The following is a 25,378-nucleotide window of genomic DNA, read 5'->3' as shown; positions in this document are numbered from 1 at the left end:
GCTCCGCATACTTTTTGAAAAATTTCGATTAACTTAAAGCATTACTAATCAATGAAATTTTTGTATGCAATTAGCCATTCACAATTGGATGAGAGCAGAATCCCTGGAAAGTACCCTCAAGCGTATTTCTGCTTTAGGTTATACTCATCTTGAGATTCAGGGAGCGCCGGAACAATATGATACCCAAGAAGTCAAAAGCCTACTGGAAAAATACAATATTCAGTGCTGGGGCTCTGTAACCCTCATGTTAGAGGATAGAAACCTACTTGCCAAAGATCCCAATCAACGTAAAAAATCCGTACAATATGTATTGGATTTGGCCAAAATGGTCAAAGACTTGGGAGGCAAGGTAATCTCTCTGGTTCCGGCTACTGTGGGAAAAATTGTACCAGACGCAAGGCCCGAAGAAGAATGGCAATGGGCGGTGGAAGGAGTTAAAGAGATTTACGCTTATACCGAAGCAAATGGTCTGAAAATAGGAATAGAGCCTATCAATCGTTTTGAAACTTACTTTATCAACCGTGGAGAACAGGCATTAGCTTTGGCTGAGGCTGTAGGACCAAATTGCGGGGTTTGCTTGGATACTTTTCACATGAATATTGAAGAGATTGATCTTTTTGAGACCATCCGAAAAGTTGGAAAAAGACTGGTGAACTTTCATGTGGCAGATAACAATCGAATGGCTCCCGGTATGGGAAAACTGAATTGGGAAAAAATCATGAACACTTTGTCAGAGATTGGATATAATGAGGTGATCTCAGTGGAGTTTTGTGCACCTCTTGATAGAACTCCTGCCAATCCTTATCCAAATTCCATTGACGAAGCTCCAGAAGGTTTGAGTAAAGAGCAATTGAAGTTTTTACAAGACCATGGCAGCACTGCAATTACCGATGAATTTTACACCATGCTTACTCAAAAATCTGCCGAAAAACTTAAGCCTTATCTAAAATGATCATCACAAATATTGAGGCATTTTGGCTTCGTTGCCCAATCCCAACAGAAAAGCAGCATCGTTCTGATTATGGATTACTGACCAATTTTGATATGACTTTGGTGGTAGTCACCACTGATTCGGGACTTCAGGGATTTGGTGAAGCAAAAGCAGCGGTTGGATCCTCGGGATCCTGTGCGAGCATTGTAAGTTGCATTGAAAATGAGCTCAAACCCATCTTAATTGGAAAAGATGCCAGTGAGATCACCCGGGTTTGGGAGATTGTGTATAATGGCACAAGAGATCATTATGCACTATCCAGAGGTAGAAAATTCCCGATTTTGGGAAGAAGAGGCTTGACTATTTCTGCTTTGAGTGGAATAGACACGGCGCTTTGGGATATAAAAGGAAAAATACTGGGTGTTCCTGTGGTAGATCTTTTAGGTGGCAGTTGCAGAGATAAAATGCCTGCCTACGCCAGTGGCGGTTGGGCTAATGCAGAAAAGATAGGCGAGCAGTTGAACAGCTATACTTCTAAGGGCTTTTCAGGAGTAAAAATGCGCGTTGGAGTCATGGATGAATCCGTGGCAGAAAGTATCAAGCGTGTCAAAGCTGCGAGAGAAGCACTTCCGGATCATATCAAATTGATGGCTGATGCACATGGCACTTTCAGTGTTCCGGAAGCCAAGCAGTTCTGTAAAGGTGTGGAAAATTGCAATTTATATTGGTTTGAAGAGCCCATCAGTCCAGATAATAAAATCGGTACTGCTGAAGTGAGGGCTTCTACTTTCATTCCAATTGCAGCAGGAGAAAGTGAATATACAGCTTTTGATATTCGGGACCTTATCGCTGAAAAAGCACTGGATGTCATTCAGCCGGATTGTGCTATCATAGGCGGAATCACTGAAGCAATGCGAGTTTCACAGCTCGCACATACCTACCAATTGGAATTGGCACCGCATTGCTGGGGTTCGGCTTTTTCATTTATGGCGGGACTGTCCGTAGCCTTTGCTTCTCCTTCAGCCAATGTTATTGAGTTTTCATTGGGAGGAAATCCCATGATGTATGACTTGGTCAAAGAACAAATCACTGTGGACCAAGATGGAAATTTATCAAAACCTACCAAACCCGGTTTAGGATTGACTCCAAATTGGGATTTTGTGAAAGAATTTAAACAATAGCAGCCATGGCAAAAGCAATACAAATCAATCATGTAGCCTTAGTGGTCAGCAACTTAGAGGAGGCTTGCGAATTTTATGAGCATGAATTGGGCTTAGAACCTATCCCCGCTTTCCTATTCGACTATCCTACAGCTTTCTTTAAGATCAATGAGGATCAACAATTACACTTAACAGAATGGGAAGATGTTTTTTCCTTCCGTGGACATATTTGTCTTCAAGTAGATGATATCAATACAATTTTTTGGAGAATGAAAGAACTGGGTATCATCGATATCAAGCCTTGGGGAAATGTCAGACAGCTTCCGGATGGCCCTATTCAGATGTTTGTTCGTGACCCATCCGGCAACTTGATTGAACTCTCCTCATCCCCTGAGACTAAAATAGATCCTAACATATTTGAAGACGAACTTTTCAAAGCTGGGATTTATGTATCAGGAAGAAATGATTTCCGAGGATACAAGTCCAAGGATGCTACGCTATATCACAAGAAGAAATGAAGCCAGTGATTTTGCTTTTGGAAACCGTAGCAGAAGAGGCTATGAAAATCCTTTTGGATACAAAGGAATTTGAAACGGTTTTAGCTCTAGATGAAAAATCCCTTCAAGAAGCAATTGGAAATGGGAATGTTTCGGCAATCATCACCAGAGGGAAAGGCCAGGTAAGAGCTGAATTGATGGACCAATTACCCCAGCTTCAAATCATAGCACGCTGTGGTGTTGGTTTGGATAACATTGACGTAGAAGAAGCTACCCGGAGAAAAATCAAAGTCGTAAATGCCCCCAATAGCAATGCAAACACCATTGCAGAGCATACCATTGCGTTGATGTTGAATTTGCAAAGAAAGCTTTACAGCGCTTTTACAATGGTTAAAGAAGGCAGATGGAATGATCGGGGAACCTATGCCGGAGATGAGTTAAACGGAAAAACTTTAGGGATTTTGGGCATGGGCAATATTGGGAAAAAAGTAGCCCGTATAGCTGACGCTTTGGGAATGCAGGTTTGTTATTGGAGTGCAGAAAAAGAAGATGTTCCCTACCCTATGCTGTCATTTGAAGAGGTTTTGAAAAATTCGGATGTACTCAGTTTACACTTGCCACTAACTCCTCAAACTTCCAATCTAATCAATGCAGAAGCAATTGGAAAAATGAAAGAAGGAGCATTGCTTATCAATACAGCAAGGGGACCTATCATTGATCAAAAAGCCTTAAACGATGCTTTGGAGTCTGGAAAATTGGGGGGATTCGCAGCAGATGTCTTGACTGAAGAGCCCCCTTCTCAAAATGAACCTTTAATTTCCCTCCCAAATACTTTAATCACAGCACATGTAGGCAGTTTGACCAAATCGACCTATACTCAAATGTGTGTGATGACGGTGAATAATACTTTATCGATTTTGAAAGGAATGGAGCCTACCAAAAACTGTATTTTCAATCGAGCTCAATTAGAGCTAACTTGATAGCAGCATTCAATCTTTTATCGAAAAAACATGATCAACCTACGCTTTCTCTTCTTTTTAGCTATAACCCTTTCCCTTTTATCCTGCAGAAAGAATGACATATCAGAAGAATCAGACTGGATACTTTCAGAACCTGACTCCGTATTTACTACTCCCCTCGGGAAAACCTATACTATTGCTAGCCCGAGTGAAAAAATGCTAAATCAATTTAAGGAAGCAAAAGCTACTTATGAAGCAAACCCGGATGATGTTGAAGCTTTGATTTGGTATGGAAGAAGAACAGCCTATTTGGGCCAGTATGGTCAGGCTATAGAGATTTATTCCAAAGGGATTGAAAAATTTCCCAATGAACCCAAATTATACAGACATAGAGGCCATAGATATATCAGCATTCGTGAATTTGACAAAGCGATTGAAGATTTGGAAAAAGCAGCCACTCTGATTCAAGGCACAGAAAATGAAATTGAGCCAGATGGTATGCCTAATGCACAAAATATCCCTGTAAGTACTTTACACGGAAATATCTATTATCATTTAGGGTTGGCCTATTATCTCAAACATGATTATGAGAAAGCCTATGAAGCCTACCTACTTTGCAGGAAAAGTGGTGACCTTTACGATAATATTGTTTCCAGTACTCATTGGCTATACATGATACAGCAACGTTTGGGCAATCCGAGCAAAGCCGATTCAATTTTAGCTCCGATCCATGCTGATTCAACAGTAATCGAAAACCAGAGTTATGCAGATTTATGTGCGCTTTACAAGGGATGGTTGCCTGTGGATTCTTTGATTCAAGCAGGACCTGGCGGAAATCCTTCCAATGATGCTATTCGCTACGGAGTGGCCAATTGGTATTTATATAATGGAGATACCCTAACCACCAAAATGATGATGGAAGAGCTCATTCAAACCAATTCCTTTGCTTCTTTTGGATATATAGCGGCGGAGAGTGATTTGATAAAATATTTTGGAGACAAGTAGACTGTAGAGGAGTCCAAAAAAGCTCAAATGTCATTGATTAAACCTTTTGCTTTGGGCAGAGTCAAATCATTAAATTTTCTACTATGAAAATTAGACTTCCACTTTTGATTTTGACTTCTTTTCTGATTTTTTCCTGTGAAAAAGTCGATCCTAGCCCATCTATTTCTGAGATGTATTTCCCGCCCATCCAAGGATCAAGCTGGGAAACAGTCAATAATTCAGAACTAGGTTGGAAACAAAGTGAATTGCCGTCTCTGCTGGATTTTCTAAGGACAAAAAACACCAAATCCTTTCTCATTCTGGTTAATGGAAAAATAGCATTGGAAGAATATTTTGATGGCCATACCGCAAATACCATGTGGCAATGGAATAGCGCCGGGAAAACACTAGTTACAGCTACCACTGGAATCGCTCAAATAGAAGGCTTGATTGATATCTATAGACCAGTTTCCCTATATCTTGGACAAGGCTGGACTAATATGCCATTAAATAAGGAAAATTTGATTACCCCCAGATCTCTATTGACCATGACTTCGGGAATCAATGATGAAAGTGAACTGATTATCAAATCTAATCTCACTTATTTGGCTGACGCAGGAACAAGATGGTCCTATCACAATGTATTTCAAAAACTGATGGATGTAGTATCATCTACAAGCGGCCAGAGTTTTGAATCTTATTTTGATTCCAAGCTTGAGAGTAAGATTGGAATGGAAGGTTTTTGGAATACCGGAATTGTCTTTACAATTTATCATAGCACGACCAGAAGTATGGGGCGATTTGGACTTTTAGCCCTGAATCAAGGGAAATGGGCTGATCAGCAAATAATTAAAGAGGATTATTTCAAAGAAAGCACTTCAACTTCACAGACGATTAATCCTGCTTACGGCTATCTATGGTGGCTTAATGGTAAATCTCAGGCTATGTTGCCGGGTAGCCAAAATATTTTCCCGGGACAACTAATCCCTAATGCTCCAGCTGATATGTTTGCCGCCATGGGGGCAGAAGATCAATGAATTTACGTGATTCCAAGCAAAAAAATGGTCATTGTAAGGATGGGAAGAGCCTCAGATCCTACAAGGCCTAGCTTTGCCCTTTCAGGCTTTGATCAGGCACTATGGGAAAAAATAAATGCAGTGATTAATTAACCTTGATTTAACTCTAAAACCATTTCCCTTTTTTCAACTTTTTCTACTTCGAGTTCAGCTTTCGCTCTAAAAAAATCGAGCGTTATTAATTCCTTTTCCAGATCAATATCAATTGGATAAGCACTTATAAAATCGCCTAATTTCACTTGATTGAAATATTCCTTTTCCTCATCATTCAAGGCTGATTTAATAGATAAATTTCCATTAATGTAGAAATCTTTGATCACGACAGTTATTCCTGCATTCGACCTGTGAACGACCTTTCCTTCAATTTTTTGTCCGTTTTCTATCTTTAAAATTAAATCTTTGACTTTACCTCTAAAGGGCATGTCTAATAAATAGGCAACGACCTTTTCTTCTCCTTTTGGCCGATTGATTTTAAACTTTACCCAATATTGAATCCTGTCTTCCATCCAGGATTTAGGGTCTTTGTATAAAGAATTTTCAGTTACTTTTACCCATGCGCCTGTTTCACGATGCTTGACAAAAAATTCATCCCCCAATTTTTTTAAAGTCCCCACCAAATATTCTTTCTTCGTTGCCATTTCAATCATTTTAAGACGGTCAAAATTGATCATTCTAACTAAACCAGTGGCAATAGGTGGATCATCAGGTCTAAAATTTGGCCTTAATACAAAACTTACCAGGTCTCCAATCAGCGCTTCGTAACGCTTGAGGATCAAGCCCTCAACAAAGTCTGCCTGATAATTTAGCTCTGATTGATAAAAAAAATAGGTGTCTTCAGTTTGAGTTTGAATGAATCCATAATTCTTGTCTGGGTAAAATGAGACTACTATTCCCATTAATCTATCTGTTTGCATGATGAAAAATTTTTAAAAAGCCGATTTGTTATTACAAAGTAACTAAAGTTTAAAAAAATAAATTTTTGACCAAAAAACAATAGAAAAAGGGTAGATTGAATGAATTAATTGTAGATAGTGATGAGCAAAACTACAGATCAGAGAATTGCCGAAATGACATTTTCTTCCGTTTATCCACATAATGTCACAAAAGTGAAAAAGAAAGGAAGAACTGAAGAAGAATTACTGGAAGTAATCCAATGGTTGACTGGATTCGATGATCAGAAAATTCAGACCTTGATTAATGAAAAAGCCAATTTTCAGGAATTCTTTCAACAGGCTAATTTAAATCCCAATGCTCATTTAATTACAGGGGTCATTTGTGGTATCAGAGTGGAAAATATAGAAAATCCATTATCTCAAAAGGTCAGATATTTGGATAAGTTGGTGGATGAATTAGCCAAAGGAAAGAAAATGGAGAAGATCCTAAGACAAGCTTGATTTAACCAATTGCTCAATTTTTCCATTGAAATCACCATATCAAGCAAAAAATAGCGTTTCGGTAATTGGTTCCGGTATCATCGGTTTGACCTCCGCTATTGCATTGCAGGAAGCTGGATTTCTAGTTAAAATCTTTGCTGACAAAAAATTTGATCAGACTCTTTCTAATAAAGTCGGGGCTGTTTGGTTTCCCTATTCCATAGAACCCAAAATCAAAACTGATCAATGGGCAGGCGTAAGTTATGCACGCTACCTAAAAGAATCCTCCATTGCCAGGGGAGTAAGCATGATTCCATTTTTGAATGCTTATAATGACCTGAAGGAAGAAGAATGGGTCAAGCACTTACCTCCCGGAACGGTGAGAGAGGCCACAGAAAGAGAGCTTCCTAAAGGCATGGAAAAAGGACTCATTGCCGATGTACCACTTGCCGAACCTCCTTTATATCTTCCTTATCTTTTTGAAAAATTCTGTGATGCAGGAGGAGAGTTTGAGCTGCGTACTTTTGATAGTTTGGAGGAAATGAATCAACTGGGATCTTTTGTAATAAACTGTACAGGTTTAGGTGCAAAAGCCCTCTGTAAAGATCAGGACCTGCATCCCATGAGAGGTCAGATTCTTAGAACTGAAAAAATGGAAGTTTCCTCATTCGCTGATCCTACCAAAAAAGGAGCTCTTTCTTACATAATCAATAGAAGTCAGGATGCTGTCATTGGTGGAACTGATTATGACAATGATTGGAATGAAAACGAGGACGCTAAAGATACTGATCTCATTTTAAAAAGACTAGAAGCTTTTGGAGTCAGTACACCTCCGAAAGTTTTGGAAATTTTGGTAGGATTAAGACCAAAAAGAAGTGCCGTCCGATTTGAATTTGATCCCCATTATCCTAGAATTTTTCATAATTATGGACATGGAGGTGCTGGCTTTACCGTAGCTTGGGGTTGCGCTTTGGAATTGGCAGAGGAGTTGAGGAAAAAGGTTTCCTCCCATTAGAAACAACCTTGTTCTCAGAATAATATTTGGTTTGACTCATTTTTTGTACCTTTGCGCTTCCTTTCAAACCAAGGCAGTTGCAATAGAGAAAAATTTTCTTTTAAAACCCTGCTAATCAAACCTATTTATGAAGAAGTATTTGAACCTATTCGACTTTTCTCAAAAAGTAGATTACAAAATTGAAATCCTTTCCGGGCTAACGGTAGCCATGGCTTTAATTCCTGAAGCAGTGGCATTTGCCCTGATTGCAGGATTATCTCCCTTGACCGGGTTGTATGCTGCTTTTATGATGGGATTGGTCACTTCCATTTTAGGAGGTAGACCAGGGATGATTTCTGGAGCAACAGGAGCCATTGCAGTTGTATTGGTAACCTTGGCAGCTTCCCATGGAGTGGAGTATATATTTGCTACAGTCATTTTAGCCGGTATTTTACAGATCGCTGCGGGTACACTAAGACTTGGAAAATTGATGAGACTGGTGCCGCATCCAGTGATTTTTGGATTTGTCAATGGTTTGGCAATCATTATTTTCATGTCACAATTGGATCAGTTTAAAGGAGAAGATGGGAATTGGTTGAGCGGTTCTACTCTTTACATTCTATTGGGGTTAGTATTGTTGACTATGCTGATTATTTGGGGACTCCCAAAACTGACAAAAGCTATTCCTGCATCCCTGACCGCTATTTTATCAGTCTTTGCGATCGTAACATTTTTAGATATTGACACGAAGACAGTGGGGGATATTGCCTCTATTAAAGGTGGCTTCCCTCCTTTTCATATTCCATCCATTCCCTTCACTTGGGAAACCCTTCAGCTGATTTTTCCTTATGCAGCTATTGTTGCAGGAGTAGGATTGATTGAAAGTTTATTGACTTTGAATATCATAGATGAGATTACTGAGACGAGAGGAAGAGGAAATAAAGAAGCTGTAGCTCAAGGAACTGCCAATATTCTCTCCGGATTTTTCTCAGGTATGGGTGGTTGTGCTATGATCGGGCAGAGTTTGATCAATGTTTCATCAGGCGCAAGAGCGAGGCTATCAGGAATCGTTGCTTCCATAATGCTTTTGGTATTTATCATGTTTGGATCCAGCCTAATTGAGCAGGTACCAATGGCAGCATTAACAGGCCTAATGATCATGGTATCTATTGGAACATTTGAGTGGGCAAGCTTGAGAACCTTCACCAAAATGCCTAAATCAGATGTATTCTTGATGGTCTTGGTTACTTTGGTAACTGCGGTATTGCATAATTTGGCATTAGCCGTATTGATTGGAGTGATCTTGGCGGCTCTGTTTTTTGCTTGGGACAATGCTAAAAGAATTCGTGCCAGAAAGCGAATTGATGAAAATGGCGTAAAACACTATGAAATGTATGGCCCACTGTTTTTCGGTTCAATTTCAGCCTTCAATGATAAATTCGATGTACTCAATGATCCAGAAGAGGTCATTATTGACTTTAAAGAAAGTAGAATTGTAGATATGTCTGCTATTGAAGCGCTCAACAAAATTACCGAACGATATTTGAAAGTCGGAAAAAGAGTCCACTTGAGACATTTAAGCCCGGACTGTAGACGATTAATTGATAAAGCTGATTCTATTATTGATGTCAATGTAATGGAAGACCCCACTTACAAGGTCGCAGTTGATCAGTTATAAAATTAGAAGCGCAAAGAAATCCAATCCTTTGCGCTTTTTTTTTGGTTTATCTTAGAGGAACCTATCCAATTATGAACCTGTTTCGATTAGGGAAGGTGAATTTTTCATCAATGATAAAAAGATAGAATATCATTCAATTTATGGGGCAAGCTCTTTCTGATTCCCAAATAAAAAAAGTACTTCCAATCATTCTGGCAACAGCCATTTTTATGCTGATGTTGGATTCCACTATCTTGAATACATCATTACCTGCCATTGCAGAGGATCTGAACGAGTCTCCTCTCAATATGCAAAATGCGATTATCAGTTATGTATTGACAGTGGCTCTTTTGATGCCAATTAGTGGATTTGTAGCAGATCGCTTTGGAACCAAAAGAGTATTCATTTTTTCATTAGCCTTGTTTGCTTTGGGCTCTTTGTTTTGTTCCTTATCCCAAAGCCTTACTCAATTAGTCATTTCCAGAGTGATACAAGGTGTGGGAGGCAGCATGATGACCCCAGTGGGTAGACTGACCTTAATTAAGGCTTTTCCAAAAAACGCAGTAGTAAGAGCTATGAATTATGCCATCATTCCTGCTTTGATAGGACCTATTTTAGGTCCTTTGGTAGGTGGATACATGGTGGATTATCTCTCTTGGCATTGGATTTTCCTGATCAATCTTCCTATTGCAGTGGCTGGAATTATCCTTAGCATCAAGTATTTACCGGATTACTATTCCAGCCCTTCAGATTTTGATTTAAAGGGATTTTTGATTTTTGCAGCTGCCACTTTTGTCCTTTCCGTTTCCTTGGAATTATTAGGGAATTCTGTTCAGACCACTCCCCTTCTGGTCGGTTTATTCTTCGGTTTTTTATTGTTCTATTTTTACTATCGGCATGCTAAAAAAAGAGAAACTCCACTTTTCCCATTGGACTTATTCCAAGTTCGAACCTTTAGAGTTGGAATTATTGGAAACTTGGCGACAAGACTAGGAATCAGTTCTGTCCCTTTGCTTTTGCCTCTGATGATACAGATAGCCTATGGAAAATCCGCAGTGATCTCAGGTTGGATTGTTGCTCCAATGGCTTTAACTGCCATGTTAGGTAAGTCAGTAGTCATGAAAATTCTTCAAAAGCTTGGATACAGAACTACATTGATGTTCAACACCTTTTTAATTGGCCTTTTGATTTGTGCCTTTGCAATTCCAAGTCTTCAGAGCTCAATTTATTGGCACCTTCCAATTATCGCAGTTTTGGGATTTTTCAATTCTATCCAGTTTACTTCTATGAATTCCATCGCCATTGCCAACTTGCGACCTTATCACACCAGTAGTGGCAACTCTCTATTGTCGGTTAATCAGCAACTTGCAATAGGATTCGGGGTAGCATTCGGCTTGATCGTTTTGAAGCTTTTTGAAGGGGATGCTGGTTTAATAGATCACGAAATTCACAATGCTTTCCGATTTACCTTCTTGGTTATAGGAGGATTGACTATTTTCTCTGCTTTTGTATTTAGAAAACTCCATTACAAGGACGGAGAAAGTTTGCAAGAGAAAACAGCATAATCATCAGAAATTGACCAATCTATAACTTCTCAAATTTTAGACAGTACAGAATTTCAGCTATTCAATTACTCGATTAAGGTGAATACCATTTGCCTAAATTTCCAACCAGTCTGATCTCCATTACCTGCTCCGGAAGTTTGTTTGAAGATCAATCCGATGATGTTTTCCTGAGGATCTGCAAAGTATTGGGTATTAAAATAACCTCCCCAATCGAAGGTTCCTTCACTACCCAATCCCCCAGTTGCAACTCCTTGTTCGGTGACAACTCCAAATGCAAGCCCATAAAATTTATCTCCATTCCACAAATCACCAACCTGGTTTTTCATCATGGTTTCAATCGTGTGAGAGCTCAAAATTCTTTTCCCATTTAAAACTCCCCCATTGAGGTACATCTGAAGGAATTTAGCATAATCTGCTGTCGTACTTGATAAGCCGGCTCCACCTGAAAAAAAGCGTTTAGCTCCTTTTCTGGGATATTCGGGATCATAAAAAGTGACTGGGTAAGGGTTCCACTTGCCCTGGTTAAAAGTATGTACCGTTACCAATCTTGGAGCCTGAATATCAGAGAGGTAAAATCGGGTATCCTTCATTCCCAAAGGATCAAAAATTCGCTCTTGAAGAAATCGGTCAAACGGCATTCCGGAAACAACTTCAATAAAATATCCCAATACATCCAGTCCCTCGCTGTAGGTATATTTACTTCCTGGCTCATGATGCAGTGGAAGCTTTGCCAACTTTTTCACACTCTCTTCAATACTGATATTTTTTGTGGTAAATAAGTCAGTGATACCAGCTTTAGAATAAATCATCCGCATGCGTTCATCTCCGTCTATCACTCCATAACCCAAGCCAGAAGTATGTGTCAAAAGATGTCGGATGGTGATTTCTTTAGATGATGGCTTGGTTGTATAGCTTGTATCAGCATAACGAAAATTGGAAAGAACCTGAGGATTTTTGAATTCAGGGATATACATAGATATCGGATCATCCAATCTAAATTTCCCCTCCTCCCAAAGCATCATAACCGCAGTGGACGTAATAGCTTTTGTTTGGGAGGCAATTCTAAAAATATCATCTTTTTTCATCAGCCTATTGCTTGGCACATCCGCAAAACCTTTTGCTTCATGATAGACCACTTTCCCGTCTTTGAGAATCATGGCTACCAGGCCAGGAACCTGTTGATTTTTTATTGCCTCATCCAGCATAGCATCCAATTTGGATACTCGATCTGAAATAATTCCAGGAACAGATTGAGCAAAGGACTGAGTAAGTCCTAGAAAAAAGAACAGGAAGAAGAATTTGAATTTGGTCATTTTTGGGATATTTATTCGGATAAATTAAACCTTTTCCAAATAATTACCCAGTATTAATACAGGAAGCATTTAATTATTCTATTTTCCCGCTGACCGATAGCTCCTTATTTACCGGATTCCAATTCATGAAGAATACTTGATGCTACCGTTTTGGAAGCCTCCTGATCTCCTAATCTCTCTCGGATCAAATCATAGCCCTGAAGCATTTGACCCTTGTAAATAGGATTTCCTAAAATCAAGAGTAGTTCCTTCTCCAGATTTTCAATAGAAAAATCATCCTGAATCAATTCTTTCACTACAGTCTGATCCGCAATTAAATTGACCAAAGAGATATATGGAATTCGAATAAGCCTTTTGGCAATGTGGTAAGAAATAGGTGATGTACGGTATACTACAATCTGAGGAACTCTGAATAGAGCCGTTTCCAAGGTAGCGGTACCGGAGCTTACCACTGCGGCTGTGGCATGGGAAAGAAGATTATACGTCTGATTAAAAACAAGCTTGATTCCAGCTTCTTTAGCAGGTTTATAGAGGCTTGGATTCAAACCATCGACACCTGCAATTACAAACTGGGCGTTGGGAAACTTTGGTACCAGGGCTATCATCTTATTGAGCATGGCGAGTACTTCCTGTGTCCTGCTTCCCGGTAGTAGTGCAATAATAGGAGCATAACTAAGCTCATTTTTTTGAAAGAAAAAATCATGAGCTTTGAATTTTTTGATTTCATCCAACAAAGGATTACCCACATATTTCACTTCCATGTCATACTTTTTGAAAAAATCAGGTTCGAATGGAAGTATACTATAAACCTTATCAGTAAAGGCTTTCAGTTTTAGCGCTCTTTTTTGATTCCAAGCCCATACTTTTGGTGGAATATAATAGTGAACAGGGATATGATTGGCTTTTGCAAATTCGGCTATTTTCATGTTGAAGCCACCATAATCCACCAAAACTAAAACATCGGGCTTGTAATTGAATAAGTCTTTTTTAATTAAACTGAGGTATTTAATTACTTTTCTAAAACCCAAAACCACCTCAATAAAGCCCATCAAAGCCACTTCTGAATAATCCACGGCTAAATCCAGGCCAGCTTCTTTAGAATAATAACCACCCATTCCTCTAAACTGAATAGATGGATCGGTGGCTTTCATAGCCTGAATCAAATTTGAGGCATGTAAATCCCCCGAACGCTCACCGGAAATAATGTAAATTTTTTTATTTTTCACCACAGAGGACACAGAGGATTATCAATATTTCAGTCTAAATAAGACGTTGACTAATTTCAAAACATAGAAGTTTAACAATAAACCTATTCTATATCCACTTAATTTCAAATAAGTAATCATTTGGGTTTTTGAATTGCTCTCAGATATTTCCAAATTTCATTTAAATAGACCAAAAAAATGGACTTAGGTTCAATTTAAGAAAGTATTGTACAAACCAGCCTGCCATTATAAAGGATCTTTGATTGCCTTTGCTGAGAATAGTCTAAGAATCCAGAATATTGCAAATCAAGGTAATTTGGTAACTGGTATGATTAGGTGTAATTAGAGAAATTAAAAAATCTCAGATTCTCTAGGTCCTCTGCGGTAAGAAAAAGATTATCCGAAATACTCCACGAAATTCCTCGGAGTTTCATAGAGCGTAAGCTTATGCAAGCCTCCATTAGGGGTTATTTCTTTAACAGCAGGTTCCAAGATTTTCCAGAACTCCATTACCAGAATTTCGCAACTAGCCATTTTCCCTTCCATGAAGTCCACGTCCATATTGAGGTTTTTATGGTCTACCTTATCGATTACCAACTTTTTGATTAGGGTGCTCAACTCTTTCAGGTCCACCACAAAGCCTGTCTCCGGATCAGGCAATCCCTTCACAGTAACGATCAACTCGAAGTTGTGACCATGCCAATTCACATTGGCACAAGGTCCAAAGACTTCAAAGTTTTTCTCATCAGGCCACTTGGGATTCCAAAGCTTATGTGCGGCGTTGAAATGTTCTTTTCGGCAAACGTAAATCATGCTCCTCCTTATGTGAGCACAAAAGTATAAAAAAAGTCCCTGATAGAAAATCTAGGGACTGAAGTAGGCAATTCAATGTTTATTTCTCATTCATGAGTTGTACTAGCTTTCTTATATCTGCCTCTGATTTTAAAGAAAGTTTATTCTCCTTGATAATTCTTAAGGCCTTAGCCTCTTCTTCTCCAAATATTTCTTGAAAGTTTTTGGTATTTTTTTTCAAGATAAAAGCTTTGCCATCTATTCCAATTAGAAACTCCTCTTCCATTTGAAATACTTTCAGCGACTGGGAACCGTAGGCAGCTGTAACATCATCTGCCATAATCTTATATGGATATTTTAAAAGGTGATATTTACCAGTTTCCAGCTCCTGTAAAAATCTTTGTTTTGATATAGAAGGTATTTCAAAATCTGAAGTGAATTGAACCAAATTCCCAGCTTTATCACGATAAAAGAAGCCTTTTAAGTTTTCAGGCGAATAAGCAAATAAATTTCCATCCAACTTGTATTCCAAGGTCTGTTCGTAACCATTTAGGGCAATTTGAAGACCTTCGACTAACTGCCCTCCCAATAAGACAATCGTTCCCTCATTGAATTCACTTATGTAAGGAGTACCCTTCACTTCCTTGTATGGATTTGTAATAATAGGCTGACCAGTCCCAGAATCTCTCAAAACTGATAATTGAGCAAACGTGACAATAGGAAATAAAAAGCAAACAATTAGCAAATTGATTATTTTCATAGTTTTAGATTATTTTAAGAAAAAAAAGACCGGGGAATATTCCCGGTCTTTTAAATAATTATTTCTCTAGATTATCTAGTTATTCTGATTTGAACCTGCTTGTAATTCTCACTTGGAGAAACTGAAGCATTTCCATCTAGTCTCAAAAGCAAATCTACGGATCCGCCTAGTGAACCAGTATCAACCACATTTACTGTGAGGGTTCCAGTACTTGAATTGGCTGGGATTACTAAAGATCCTGATACTGAGTAGTCTGTTCCAGCAACGGCAGTAGTACCTTCTGGCACCACAGAATAATTGATTGTTTCGTCACTGGATCTTTGAGGAGCAACTAGGTTAACTTGAAGACTAACTGTTCCTACTTTATTATTCACAGTGATTCGTGGATATGATTGACCCGCCACAGGAGTTCTCACAACTGCATCCTGGAATTCTACCAAAGAACCATCCCATAGAGGATATTCCTGATCAATACAAGAGCTGAATCCGAGAACTACGAGCAAGGATAATAATGATAGTATCTTTTTCATAATTTCAATTTTAGTAGCCTCTATTTTGGTTAAGATTTGGGTTCCCATCTACTTCCCTTTGAGGAATTGGAGGTAAAATTCTGAAATCGTCGAATTGAACGTTAACATTAGGAGTGGTTTTTACAATAGCACGTCCATTTCGTTTCAAATCGAAAAATCTTTGACCTTCAAAAGCAAATTCTTTGAATCTTTCCAATAGGATTTCTTCCAAAATTGCGTTCCCTGATAGAGTAACTGCTGAAAGCCCTCTCAAACCTTTAAATGTATTTAATTCCGCTAAGGCCTCAGTAATATTTCCAAGTCTGTAATTTGCTTCTGCTCTATTTAAATGCATTTCTGACTTTCTAATAACAGGAACGTTATCAGCATAAGCAAAACCACTTTTGGAGAGAAACTTGGTACATTCAATTTGACGACCTGCTCCCCTTACAGTGTTGCCTGTAGTGTAGAGTTGTGCGCGTATATCGGAATTTCTAGTAACATCCCAATTATTATTATCTGTTGCAGGAGTTCCAATTTGTAATTGAGTCAAACCGAAAAATCCTCTTACAGTAGCATTAGGAATAAAGTCACCCCAGCCTCCTTGAGAGTTTTTATTCGTTAAATTCAGAAGTGCTGTATAAGACGACTGCAATGACTCATTTACCCCAATTGATTCTTCCGCCAAAGCAAATCTTACTTCAAACATTGACTCTGGATTAACAGGAGATCTCCAGCCACTTACGTACGCGTTTCCTGACAAAACAGACCCAACATTACTATTCAAAGCAAGAGTTGATTCTGCTACTGCCTTAGTCCAATCACCTTTATACAAAGCAACTCTAGAAAGAAGTGCTGATGCTGCTGCTGAAGAGGCGTACTGAACTCCTCTGGAAGTCAACAACCTTTTAGCGTCCTCTAAGTCTGAATAAATCTGATCATAAACGGCATCAATTGAGGCTCTAGCAGGCTGTCTGTTAAATGCTGCGTCTGATGTAATTGCACCTTGAGTTACCAAAGGAATACCACCCTGATCAATTACTCCCGGCTGATAGACAGCTGTAGGGATATAAGAATAAACTTTTACCAGGTCAAAATAATATAATGCCCGAAGAAATTTAGCTTCTCCTTCCCATCTATCCCTTTGAGCTTGACTTGCTCCTTGCACACCTGCTAAGCCATCAATGATTAGATTTGCTTCATTGATTGCAAAGTAGGAGTTCTGCCAAAAACCAGCTTGAAAATGTGCATTTGGCTGATTATTATTTTCGCCGATCAAACGTCCTGAGTTACTAGTAGTTTGCCCTACATCAGCCAAAGCATCAGCTAAGGCAAATAAATCTCTTCCGTAATTCCTTACAGAACGTAATCTCGCGTACACCGAATTAATTGCTGCATCAACAGCATCAGGTGAACTGAGTGCACCATTAGCATCGATAGATTGCCTAGGCTCCACTTCAAGTGCACTTTCACATGACCCAAACAAAAACACGGCTGTTAGGGAAAACGAAAGTACAAGTTTGTTAATATTAAATATTTTTTTCATCTATTTAGGTATTAGAATCCGATTTGAACACCAACAGTATAATTCTTTGTCAAAGGAATCTGACCCGTTCCAGCTCCAGTAAATTCAGGGTCATAACCAGGATAATCAGTATATGTCCATAAATTCAACCCTTGAGCATACACTCTTGCTCTTGAAAGTCCAATTCTATTTACTAAAGCTGTATTAAAGGTATATCCTACAGTTACTTGAGAAAGGCGGATAAAATCAGCTTTTAAAAGGTTTGCTGATCCAGAGTTTCTTCCAGCACCTCTTGGTTCATTGCCTGCGTTTGTAGTAAGATTTCTTGGGATATCTGTAATTTGGCCAGGAGTTGTCCAAGATCTATCATTCACTTCTCTCAATGCATTTAAGGTAAGTCTGGTACCATTTTCTCTCAAGAAGTTGTACTGTCCATCAGAAACAATTGCACCATACTCATAGGTAAAGAAAGCGGTGAGCTCAAATCCTTTATATGAGAAAGAGTTATTCAAACCTCCATAAGTAGTAGCCAAGTTGGAACCGTAATAAATACGGTCAGCTGCGATTGGAAGGTATGTGATATTTCTATTGATATCATACCACATTGGTCTACCGGTAGCTGGGTTAACACCTGCGTATTCGGCCACAAACCAAGATCCTGGAGCTACATCGCCTGCAAAAGCAGGGTTACCAATAGGCTGACCCACTGCAATACCTGGATTTGCCGGTAAAAACTCTAACCCATCGTATAGACTTAAAACTTGGTTTTTAATTTTTGTAAAGTTGAATGTAGTATTCCATCTGAACCCTCTTGTATCAACATTCACTGTCGTTAGTTCAAATTCAATACCCTTATTCTGCAACTCACCTACGTTGTTAGCAATATTATCAAATCCATTAGTCCAAAGGATAGGTTGATCTAACAACAAGTCGTTTGTTCTTCTATCGAATACGTCAATGGAACCAGTTATTCTGTTACTTAAGAAACCGTAATCAACACCTAAATTAAGGGTTTCGTTAGTTTCCCATCCTAGATTAAGATTGGCCAGAGACGATGGACGGATACCTGCATTTCCTGAGTAATTTCCTGCTCCACCATAAAGACCTCTTGCTGCAAAGTTTCCAATTTGGTCATTACCCGTCAAACCGTAGGAAGCTCTTAACTTTAATTCAGAAACAGCTGTCGACTCCTTAAGAAACTCTTCCTCAACAATACTCCAGCCTACTCGGATTGATGGAAAAAGACCAAATTGATTATTGGCTCCGAATCTAGAAGACCCATCATATCTAGCTGTTAGGGTAGCAAGATATTTTTTCTTATAGTCATAGTTAACTGATCCAAACATACCAATTCTCTTATAACCAGTCCAGAAACCAGTAATTGATTCCGGAGTGGCAGCAGTTTGGATTGTTCTAAATTGGAAGGTCGGGAATCCAATTCCAGTACCTGATAAAGCCTCTCTTGTCTCAGAGAGAAATTCAAACCCTAGTAAAGCAGAAAGATTGTGAACTCCATTGTAGGATTTATTCCAATTCAAGGTTTGAGTCGTAATGAATCTTGTTCTCCAATCTTGTTGGGCAGAAGCTCTACCTCTTACACCAGCCCCATCAGGGGTTCTTGGATCAGTGTATCTTTCACCTTGTAGTAATCTATAATCCAGACCATATAGAGACCTGAATGATAAATTATTTAGGATTTTGTAGGTACCAACAATATTACCTACTACTGTATTGGTCCTTTGAAGACCTGAGTTATATTCATTTACTAAGACCACATTCTGACCTAGAACACCACCAATACTTGTGTTGAAGGTTCCATCCTCGTTATATATCGGGTTATGTGGCAAAATAGCAGATGCCGAGAAAGCAGGGCTTCCGAGAAAAGATCCAGCTACTGCAAATGGAACATTTTGTTGGAATGTAGATAAGTTAATGTTGGTTTCAATGTTTAACTTACTGTTAGCCTGGTGGGATAGGGCAACCTTTACAGTTCCACGCTCAAAGTCAACAGGTTTGAAGGAAGACTCCTGATAATTGTAAGATCCTGATAAGAAGAAAGTTGTCTTTTCATCACCCCCTGATACCGACATCTCGTAGTTCTGTAATCTTCCTGTTCCCATAACTGCTCTTTGCCAATCATAGGTAGGCAAACCTAAACCTATATCATTAAGCTCTGCAGCAGTTAGTTGCTGCCAATTTGATGGTCTTGCACCCATATTAAGTAATGCTGTCGCTTCTGGGTTTGCTACTCCAGAATTAACATGTGCATCCCTTCTCATTTGATACCATTCTGCCCCACCTAATACATCTAAGTACTTCATCGGCTGAGTTTCACCAGAGAAAGCATTGAATTCAAATTTTGCTTTACCCTGCTTACCTCTTTTAGTGGTGATGATTACTACGCCGTTTGCTGCCTGTGACCCATAAATAGCCGCTGAAGCCGCATCTTTTAAAATTTCCATTGACTCAATGTCATTTGGATTCAAGAAGGCTAGAGGGTTAGATTGAGTAAAAGAGGCATTTGACTGGTTATTCAACTGAACACCATCCACGATGAATAATGGCTCATTACCTGCATTGATTGAACCAACACCACGAATACGGATATTTACTGCACCGCCTGGAAGACCGTTAGAAGATCTTACTTGAACTCCAGCTGCCCTACCTTGCAATGCTCTATCAAATGACTGCATAGGTAAGTTCTGGATTGCCTCACCTTTTACAGATGAAACCGCTCCAGTTACTTCTCTTTTTAGCTGAGTACCATAACCTGTAACAATCACCTCTCCCAAGGCAGTTACATCAGATTGTAAAGTAACATCGATAATACTCTTGTTACCAATCGAAACCTCCTGAGTCAACAGACCCACGAAACTATAAACTAGCACATTATTCCCGGAAGGAACGTTGATCGAGTATTTGCCATCAATATCAGTGGCAACACCTATCTGAGTACCTTTCACGAGAATAGTTGCTCCTGGTACACCCATACCGTCCTCGGCAGAAGTAACTGTACCTGTGATCACACGACTTTGAGCGAATGCAATAGCACTACTCAAAAATAGCATGAGTCCTAGAAGTAAAACTTTCCTCATATTAAGTTAGAATTTGGTTTAATTTAATTCCAATGATATTTCGAAATATTCAATTAACAAAGAGGTTCATTACAAAAGGCTAATAATATATTTAATTAAAAAGTTATATTAAATTACATAAAAATAAATTTTTACAATATTTTATATTGTTATTATGTCTAAAAATAATCTCAAAAAGAATTTTATTGGCTTTAAAATATTTTAACAAAATTTTAATTTTTTCAAAAAATATTTTATTAGGACTTTTATTAATTTAATTAAATAAAACAAATTGCATAATGGAAATAAAAAAAATTCAATTTTTTTTAAAAAAAAATGCAATAAATAAAACTTACGTAGAATATATAACAATAATATTTAAGCCTTATATATAAATAATATAAATATTTTATATTGAAAATAAACTTTTAAAAAGTAAAAAAATAAACTCTAAATAACTTAATTTCATTAAAATAAAGAGTTCTTGAATTTATCGAAATTTTATTTTGAAAAATTATTTCAAAAAAAAACTTAACTTTTTTAAAGCCAATATTGAATAAAATTTAGAAAAATCACTGCGGTATCTAAAAGATATGAAATTAAAATAACCCACCTAATACTTATTTATTACAATTAATTTTGACAGTATTTGGATTCAATGAAACATTGGGTTTTGTTGATTTATTGAAAGAAAAAATCAAAAAAAAACCCAGACTTACGTCCGGGTTTAAACTCATTTTAAATTCGCTTTAGGCCTCTTGGTTCAGCTTCTGAAAAAAGATCACCATATGATCTTCCCTGCTTAAGTCAAGCTTATTATCCTTGATGATTTGCTTTGCCTCAGCCTGATCATCATCAGCCAGAGACTTCACAATATTATTAGTCCTGTTTCTAACCGAGTTCACCTCATTATTTGAATCAATCAGGTAGAAACTCTGCTCAAACACAAACATTCTTCCTGGAGTTGGAGAATAGCTATTCTTCGGCGGTGTTACTAAATCTGTCTGAAACTTTCTGACCAAGGTATACTTCTTTCCTTCTGCAATCACATTGACTAAATCAGTATCCTTAACTCCGCTAATCATTCCATACCCTTTTTTAAACAGTAGCTTGGTAAGCATCCCTTCATTACTTCCATTCGCAATGATAATAGACGGACGTTCCAACATAGCATATTCAATATAGGCTTTGTTCAAATAGATTTTATTTCCAGCCTCATTGATCACCTCTAACTCATTTTCATAAATATTGAACTTATAAGCTACATTTTCCTTCAATCCTGCATTGGATAGTGAAATATCTGCTCTTGCCCAGTCTTCAAATAAATAAGGAGAACCATCTATTTCTGAATAAGTGGAAAGACGAGCCGGTGAGCCATTCAGATCCACATTGCTTATCTGCCCATATGACAGGTTTGAAATGAGTAGTGCAACTACTACGAAAAACTTCTTCATTGTTTGATTACTTTTTTGTATAAAGTTAAATTGTTGGTTTTTATTCTTAATATGTAAAGTCCATTACTGGCAGGAAGATTCATGTTGACTTCCACAGACTCTGTATTTTTTCCTATTTCAACACTTCTATAAACCCTCCCAGCCATATCCAAAATTGACAGCGTAATAGGCCCTGTATAGCTATTCGTAAATGTAACTGTCAGTTGATCCTGGGAAGGAATTGGCCCTACGAAAATACCAAACCTGCTTAATTCAACCTCTTGGTCAGGAATAGCTGAAATAACTACCGGATCAGATACTCTATTACATGCCTCTCCAAAAATCGCTACTTGATAAGATCCATCTCCTGAAGCTTCCAAAGACCTGCTTGTTGCACCTGGTATTTTTTCTCCATTCAAATACCACTGATACGAGCTGCCAGGCGTTTGAGAGGTAAGCGTAATTCCATTTACTACAATAGCAGGCTTTTGAAGCGTATTTTCGCCTATTTGAATACTTCTTTCAAAGGTTGTAGAGCCTTCTGCATTTGAAACGGTAAGTTTTACCAAATATTCACCTGCATTATCAAATACAAAAAACGGATTTTGCAAATTAGACACTCCCAAACCACCAAAATCCCATAAAAAAGTGGAAATATTCCCTTCACTTAGATTTTCAAAGTTGACAGCAGCTCCAACACAAGGAAAAGTGGATTTGAAATTTGCAAATAGAACCTCACCACAATTTTGCTGAAGCCATCCAGAAGAATTGTTTACCTCTGCTCCTATCCCCAAATTAATAATTGCATCACCTGATATATCCACATTAGTAACAGAAATGTGCTCAAAACAATATTTTCTATAAATATCGTGAATAACCTTTCCTTTACCCGTTGCTTGAATTTTTGCTTTTTGCGTCAGGGTTGCGGTAGAAGAAATAGTGTCGGTAATTACTAGCTCGGAACTTCCACCTAAATTGATTACTGATGCAGGTCCAATATTTAGCCTTCCAACTGACAGCTGATCTTTGTTCAAAATTATTTCTGCACTGGAAGCACCTAGTTCCTCTATCCCACCACTAGAAATGGTCAATTTACCAGAACTTGCAAATAAAGATTTGACAGCTTGAGTTGCTAAATTATTGAAGATCCCATCGGTTCCAGAGAAAACCGTATTGACACCAGACTTGATAGTACCGGAGCTTTCCACAATGAAATCCTTTTTGAAAGTAAAGGTATCAAAGCTTCCTTTCAACTCCCCTGTACCTAGGATTGCAAATGAATTCACGCGAACCTGACTATAATCAAATTCCACTTTTGCATTATCGATAATAATATCATCCAATAGCTCTCCGGACAACACTTTCCAATTACCTTCCAAGAAGTTGATTTTAACATTTTCAAAGGAAGCTTGACTCAATTCAACTAGTTTAGAGTTGGAGTTGACAGCAGAGAAGTTAATTTCTCCATTTTTGATGGTCGTAATCTGATTACTGATTCGCAGGCCTCCAGAAGCATCAATTTGATTTCCTTTTAAGTCTAGAGTTACAATCTGATTTCCAAAGAAATTAAGACTGAAGATATCTACATTGGAATCCAAAGAGACAGTAGTATTTCCCGAATTGGAACCCTCAAAGACTACTCGGGTAGATGCCTTTGGAGCCCTTCCTGCTGCTGGGCCATCTACTGAAGTGGACCAATTTGCTCCGTTGTTCCAGTCACCTGAGGTGCCACCGATCCAGTATAATGTTTCATCAGAGCCATCAATTACTCCAGCAGTGAATACTAGAGAATATTGCTGAACATTGAATTTCAAATCTCCCTTATGAGAAATTCTCACTCTATATTTCTTTGCTTGTGGGGATTCAATATACACCTGCTCCACATTGTCCCGAAAATTATCTTTCGTTCTATCCCCTCTTGCACCTGCTCTTTGGGATGGATCTAATGTCCATGGAAAAAATTCTTTTCCATCTTCATCGAAGATTCTCAAATCCAAATCATTGACCAACATCAGATTTGTTGGATTATTAGCTGTACCTGGTGGTGTACCTGCGGGATCTGTCCATGCAATAGTCGCACGAATAGGAGTTACACCGTCAGAAACAAATTCAAATTCCTGAACCTCTTTATTCCCCAAAATATCTTCTCTGATAAAAGAAGAACTTCCGTCTTCATTTAAAATTATTTTGGCAGCAGCATTCACATCCAACAAGCCCCAGCCGTACATATAATCTGGTCCCGGAGCAGGGCCTGCTTCTTTGGTAGTGTGTATGGTCAAAGCCTTCAGCGCAGAAGAAAGCATGAATCGACCAGAATTTCTATTAGAGTATAATTGCTGCAATAAAAACATGGAGCCGGTTGCATTAGGAGCCGCCATAGAAGTCCCACTTTGACTGGCATAGCCATCTTGTCCTCCTGAATTAATCGAAGCGCTAAATACATTAACGCCCATCGCTACAAAGTCCGGCTTGATTCGGCCATCGTCAACAGGACCCCAAGAAGAAAAATTACTCATTTTGACATCTTCAGGAACAGTATAATTCAAAACCTGCTCGACAGCACCTATGGTAAAATTATTTTTTGCAACACCTTCCGGACCAATTGTATCGTCAGGTCCATCTGGATCCCTAGTTCCGTCCCCTACGTCATCTCTATCATTACCCGCTGACCAAACCACACTGTAGTAAGGTTTGGTAAATAATAATTCATCTATAGCCTGGCTTTTGGTAGAGTAAAATCCAAATCTCCAATCTCTTTTGGGATCAACACTAGGGTTACCAAACCAAGTCCAAGTACCATTACTAAACCTCCACCCTAGAACAATTCCATAAGAATGGTTAGAAATCAGCATGCCATTGGGCTTGGTGTCTGCATCATAAGCATTGGCATTCATTTTAGAAATATCAGATTCCCAGTTAAAAGACCATCCGGTAGCTTCATAGGCCATGCCTTTTGCTTGAGCATTTACACCTGAACCTAACACTGTACCAGTAACGTGTGTAGCATGTGTGCTTAATTGCTCCGAAGATCCATCTATTTGAGTAAGTCTATTCCCAAACTCAACATGATCTGGTTTTGGACGGGTTTGATCAAAAATCCCGACAGTTAATCCCTTCCCAGTTAAATTTAGCCCCAAACTCCCACCAGGCTGAAGTGTATTTGCACCTGTTGTCTTGGCTGCGTTTAAGTTCATCGGGGCATAAAACACAGGAAATCCTGATTCATCTAAGTATTGTACCTTAGACTGAAATCCACCCTCTAGGTTTATTTTGCCCTCGGAATTCAAAAAATCATATTTCTTATTGGACAAACTTCCTGAAAAACTAAGTTTATCCAAATGCTTTTGAAGATCGGATTTAACTTCAATCCTTGCTTGTCTTAAAAGTCCTTTTTTGTCCTCGGTCTCTTGTGCATGGAGTGTTCCCCCCATTATTACAAAAGCAATTATTACTAATAATCTCATATCGCGCCTCATTATAACAACAAACTGTTATACAACTGCTTGGGTTTATAAATTTTAACAGGAAATAATTCAAATTAGGTTCAATTTAATTCAAGCCTAACTATTAA

General features: G+C 38.4%; 21 protein-coding genes. 10 read left to right on the top strand and 11 right to left on the bottom strand.

Annotation, left to right across the window (positions count from 1 at the left end; all coding sequences use genetic code 11):
* The first annotated feature begins 64 nt into the window (after positions 1 to 64).
* The 6 genes from B2906_RS14975 to B2906_RS14950 all read left to right on the top strand — a co-directional run bounded on the left by B2906_RS14975 (position 65) and on the right by B2906_RS14950 (position 5,568).
* Positions 65 to 952: a sugar phosphate isomerase/epimerase family protein gene (locus tag B2906_RS14975; protein ID WP_219956651.1), complete on the top strand. Its 888-nt coding sequence runs from the start codon at positions 65 to 67 to the stop codon at positions 950 to 952.
* Complete coding sequence (locus B2906_RS14970; RefSeq protein ID WP_219956652.1) at positions 949 to 2,112, top strand: mandelate racemase/muconate lactonizing enzyme family protein; 1,164 nt, start codon at positions 949 to 951, stop codon at positions 2,110 to 2,112. Before B2906_RS14975 ends, B2906_RS14970 begins: the two co-directional genes overlap by 4 nt.
* Positions 2,113 to 2,117: 5 nt before the next feature.
* Positions 2,118 to 2,609, top strand: coding sequence for a VOC family protein (locus B2906_RS14965; RefSeq protein WP_219956653.1), 492 nt, complete (start codon positions 2,118 to 2,120; stop codon positions 2,607 to 2,609).
* The gene (locus B2906_RS14960) at positions 2,606 to 3,568 is read left to right on the top strand and encodes a 2-hydroxyacid dehydrogenase (protein ID WP_219956654.1); all 963 of its coding nucleotides are present in this window, start codon (positions 2,606 to 2,608) and stop codon (positions 3,566 to 3,568) included. The genes B2906_RS14965 and B2906_RS14960 overlap by 4 nt, the downstream gene beginning before the upstream one ends.
* A gap of 30 nt (positions 3,569 to 3,598) precedes the next feature.
* On the top strand, positions 3,599 to 4,552 hold the full coding sequence (locus B2906_RS14955; protein ID WP_219956655.1) for a tetratricopeptide repeat protein: 954 nt from the start codon (positions 3,599 to 3,601) through the stop codon (positions 4,550 to 4,552).
* 83 nt (positions 4,553 to 4,635) lie between these two features.
* Positions 4,636 to 5,568 (top strand): serine hydrolase domain-containing protein, encoded by a 933-nt coding sequence (locus B2906_RS14950; protein WP_219956656.1) that lies wholly within the window; start codon positions 4,636 to 4,638, stop codon positions 5,566 to 5,568.
* Between the two features lie 128 nt (positions 5,569 to 5,696).
* Here the strand turns inward: B2906_RS14950 and B2906_RS14945 are convergent, their stop codons facing one another.
* Positions 5,697 to 6,521: a hypothetical protein gene (locus B2906_RS14945; RefSeq protein WP_219956657.1), complete on the bottom strand. Its 825-nt coding sequence runs from the start codon at positions 6,519 to 6,521 to the stop codon at positions 5,697 to 5,699.
* A gap of 120 nt (positions 6,522 to 6,641) precedes the next feature.
* Here B2906_RS14945 and B2906_RS14940 point away from each other — a divergent pair, with 120 nt between their 5' ends.
* From B2906_RS14940 to B2906_RS14925, 4 genes are all read left to right on the top strand, one after another.
* Entirely contained in the window at positions 6,642 to 7,001 is a 360-nt protein-coding gene (locus B2906_RS14940; RefSeq protein WP_219956658.1) for a DUF2200 domain-containing protein, read from the top strand.
* Positions 7,002 to 7,026: 25 nt separating this feature from the next.
* Positions 7,027 to 7,995, top strand: coding sequence for an FAD-dependent oxidoreductase (locus B2906_RS14935; protein ID WP_219956659.1), 969 nt, complete (start codon positions 7,027 to 7,029; stop codon positions 7,993 to 7,995).
* A gap of 127 nt (positions 7,996 to 8,122) precedes the next feature.
* A complete protein-coding gene (locus B2906_RS14930) occupies positions 8,123 to 9,652 on the top strand; it encodes a SulP family inorganic anion transporter (protein ID WP_219956660.1) in 1,530 nt (509 codons plus the stop codon).
* Between the two features lie 140 nt (positions 9,653 to 9,792).
* Positions 9,793 to 11,196, top strand: coding sequence for an MFS transporter (locus B2906_RS14925; RefSeq protein ID WP_219956661.1), 1,404 nt, complete (start codon positions 9,793 to 9,795; stop codon positions 11,194 to 11,196).
* 65 nt (positions 11,197 to 11,261) lie between these two features.
* Here the strand turns inward: B2906_RS14925 and B2906_RS14920 are convergent, their stop codons facing one another.
* From B2906_RS14920 to B2906_RS14875, 10 genes are all read right to left on the bottom strand, one after another.
* Positions 11,262 to 12,509: a serine hydrolase domain-containing protein gene (locus B2906_RS14920; RefSeq protein WP_286940772.1), complete on the bottom strand. Its 1,248-nt coding sequence runs from the start codon at positions 12,507 to 12,509 to the stop codon at positions 11,262 to 11,264.
* A 104-nt stretch (positions 12,510 to 12,613) separates the two neighbouring features.
* Complete coding sequence (gene lpxB / locus B2906_RS14915; protein WP_286940770.1) at positions 12,614 to 13,738, bottom strand: lipid-A-disaccharide synthase; 1,125 nt, start codon at positions 13,736 to 13,738, stop codon at positions 12,614 to 12,616.
* 18 nt (positions 13,739 to 13,756) lie between these two features.
* A complete protein-coding gene (locus tag B2906_RS14910) occupies positions 13,757 to 13,888 on the bottom strand; it encodes a GxxExxY protein (protein ID WP_286940768.1) in 132 nt (43 codons plus the stop codon).
* Positions 13,889 to 14,110: 222 nt separating this feature from the next.
* Positions 14,111 to 14,527, bottom strand: coding sequence for a 6-pyruvoyl trahydropterin synthase family protein (locus tag B2906_RS14905; protein WP_286940760.1), 417 nt, complete (start codon positions 14,525 to 14,527; stop codon positions 14,111 to 14,113).
* Between the two features lie 79 nt (positions 14,528 to 14,606).
* The gene (locus B2906_RS14900; RefSeq protein WP_286940755.1) at positions 14,607 to 15,266 is read right to left on the bottom strand and encodes a hypothetical protein; all 660 of its coding nucleotides are present in this window, start codon (positions 15,264 to 15,266) and stop codon (positions 14,607 to 14,609) included.
* Between the two features lie 71 nt (positions 15,267 to 15,337).
* Entirely contained in the window at positions 15,338 to 15,796 is a 459-nt protein-coding gene (locus tag B2906_RS14895; protein WP_286940754.1) for a Calx-beta domain-containing protein, read from the bottom strand.
* A gap of 10 nt (positions 15,797 to 15,806) precedes the next feature.
* Positions 15,807 to 17,321, bottom strand: a complete 1,515-nt coding sequence (locus B2906_RS14890; RefSeq protein WP_286940752.1) for a RagB/SusD family nutrient uptake outer membrane protein — start codon at positions 17,319 to 17,321, stop codon at positions 15,807 to 15,809.
* Positions 17,322 to 17,332: 11 nt separating this feature from the next.
* The gene (locus B2906_RS14885; RefSeq protein WP_286940748.1) at positions 17,333 to 20,395 is read right to left on the bottom strand and encodes a SusC/RagA family TonB-linked outer membrane protein; all 3,063 of its coding nucleotides are present in this window, start codon (positions 20,393 to 20,395) and stop codon (positions 17,333 to 17,335) included.
* 728 nt (positions 20,396 to 21,123) lie between these two features.
* Positions 21,124 to 21,828: a hypothetical protein gene (locus B2906_RS14880; RefSeq protein WP_219956666.1), complete on the bottom strand. Its 705-nt coding sequence runs from the start codon at positions 21,826 to 21,828 to the stop codon at positions 21,124 to 21,126.
* Positions 21,825 to 25,271, bottom strand: coding sequence for a S8 family serine peptidase (locus tag B2906_RS14875; protein ID WP_219956667.1), 3,447 nt, complete (start codon positions 25,269 to 25,271; stop codon positions 21,825 to 21,827). Before B2906_RS14875 ends, B2906_RS14880 begins: the two co-directional genes overlap by 4 nt.
* Between the last annotated feature and the right edge of the window lie 107 nt (positions 25,272 to 25,378).

Source organism: Algoriphagus sp. UBA3586, assembly GCF_002376385.1.
Lineage (GTDB): Bacteria > Bacteroidota > Bacteroidia > Cytophagales > Cyclobacteriaceae > Algoriphagus > Algoriphagus ornithinivorans.
Note: the sequence above shows the minus strand (reverse complement) of the source record. Positions and strands in the feature narration are given on the sequence as shown.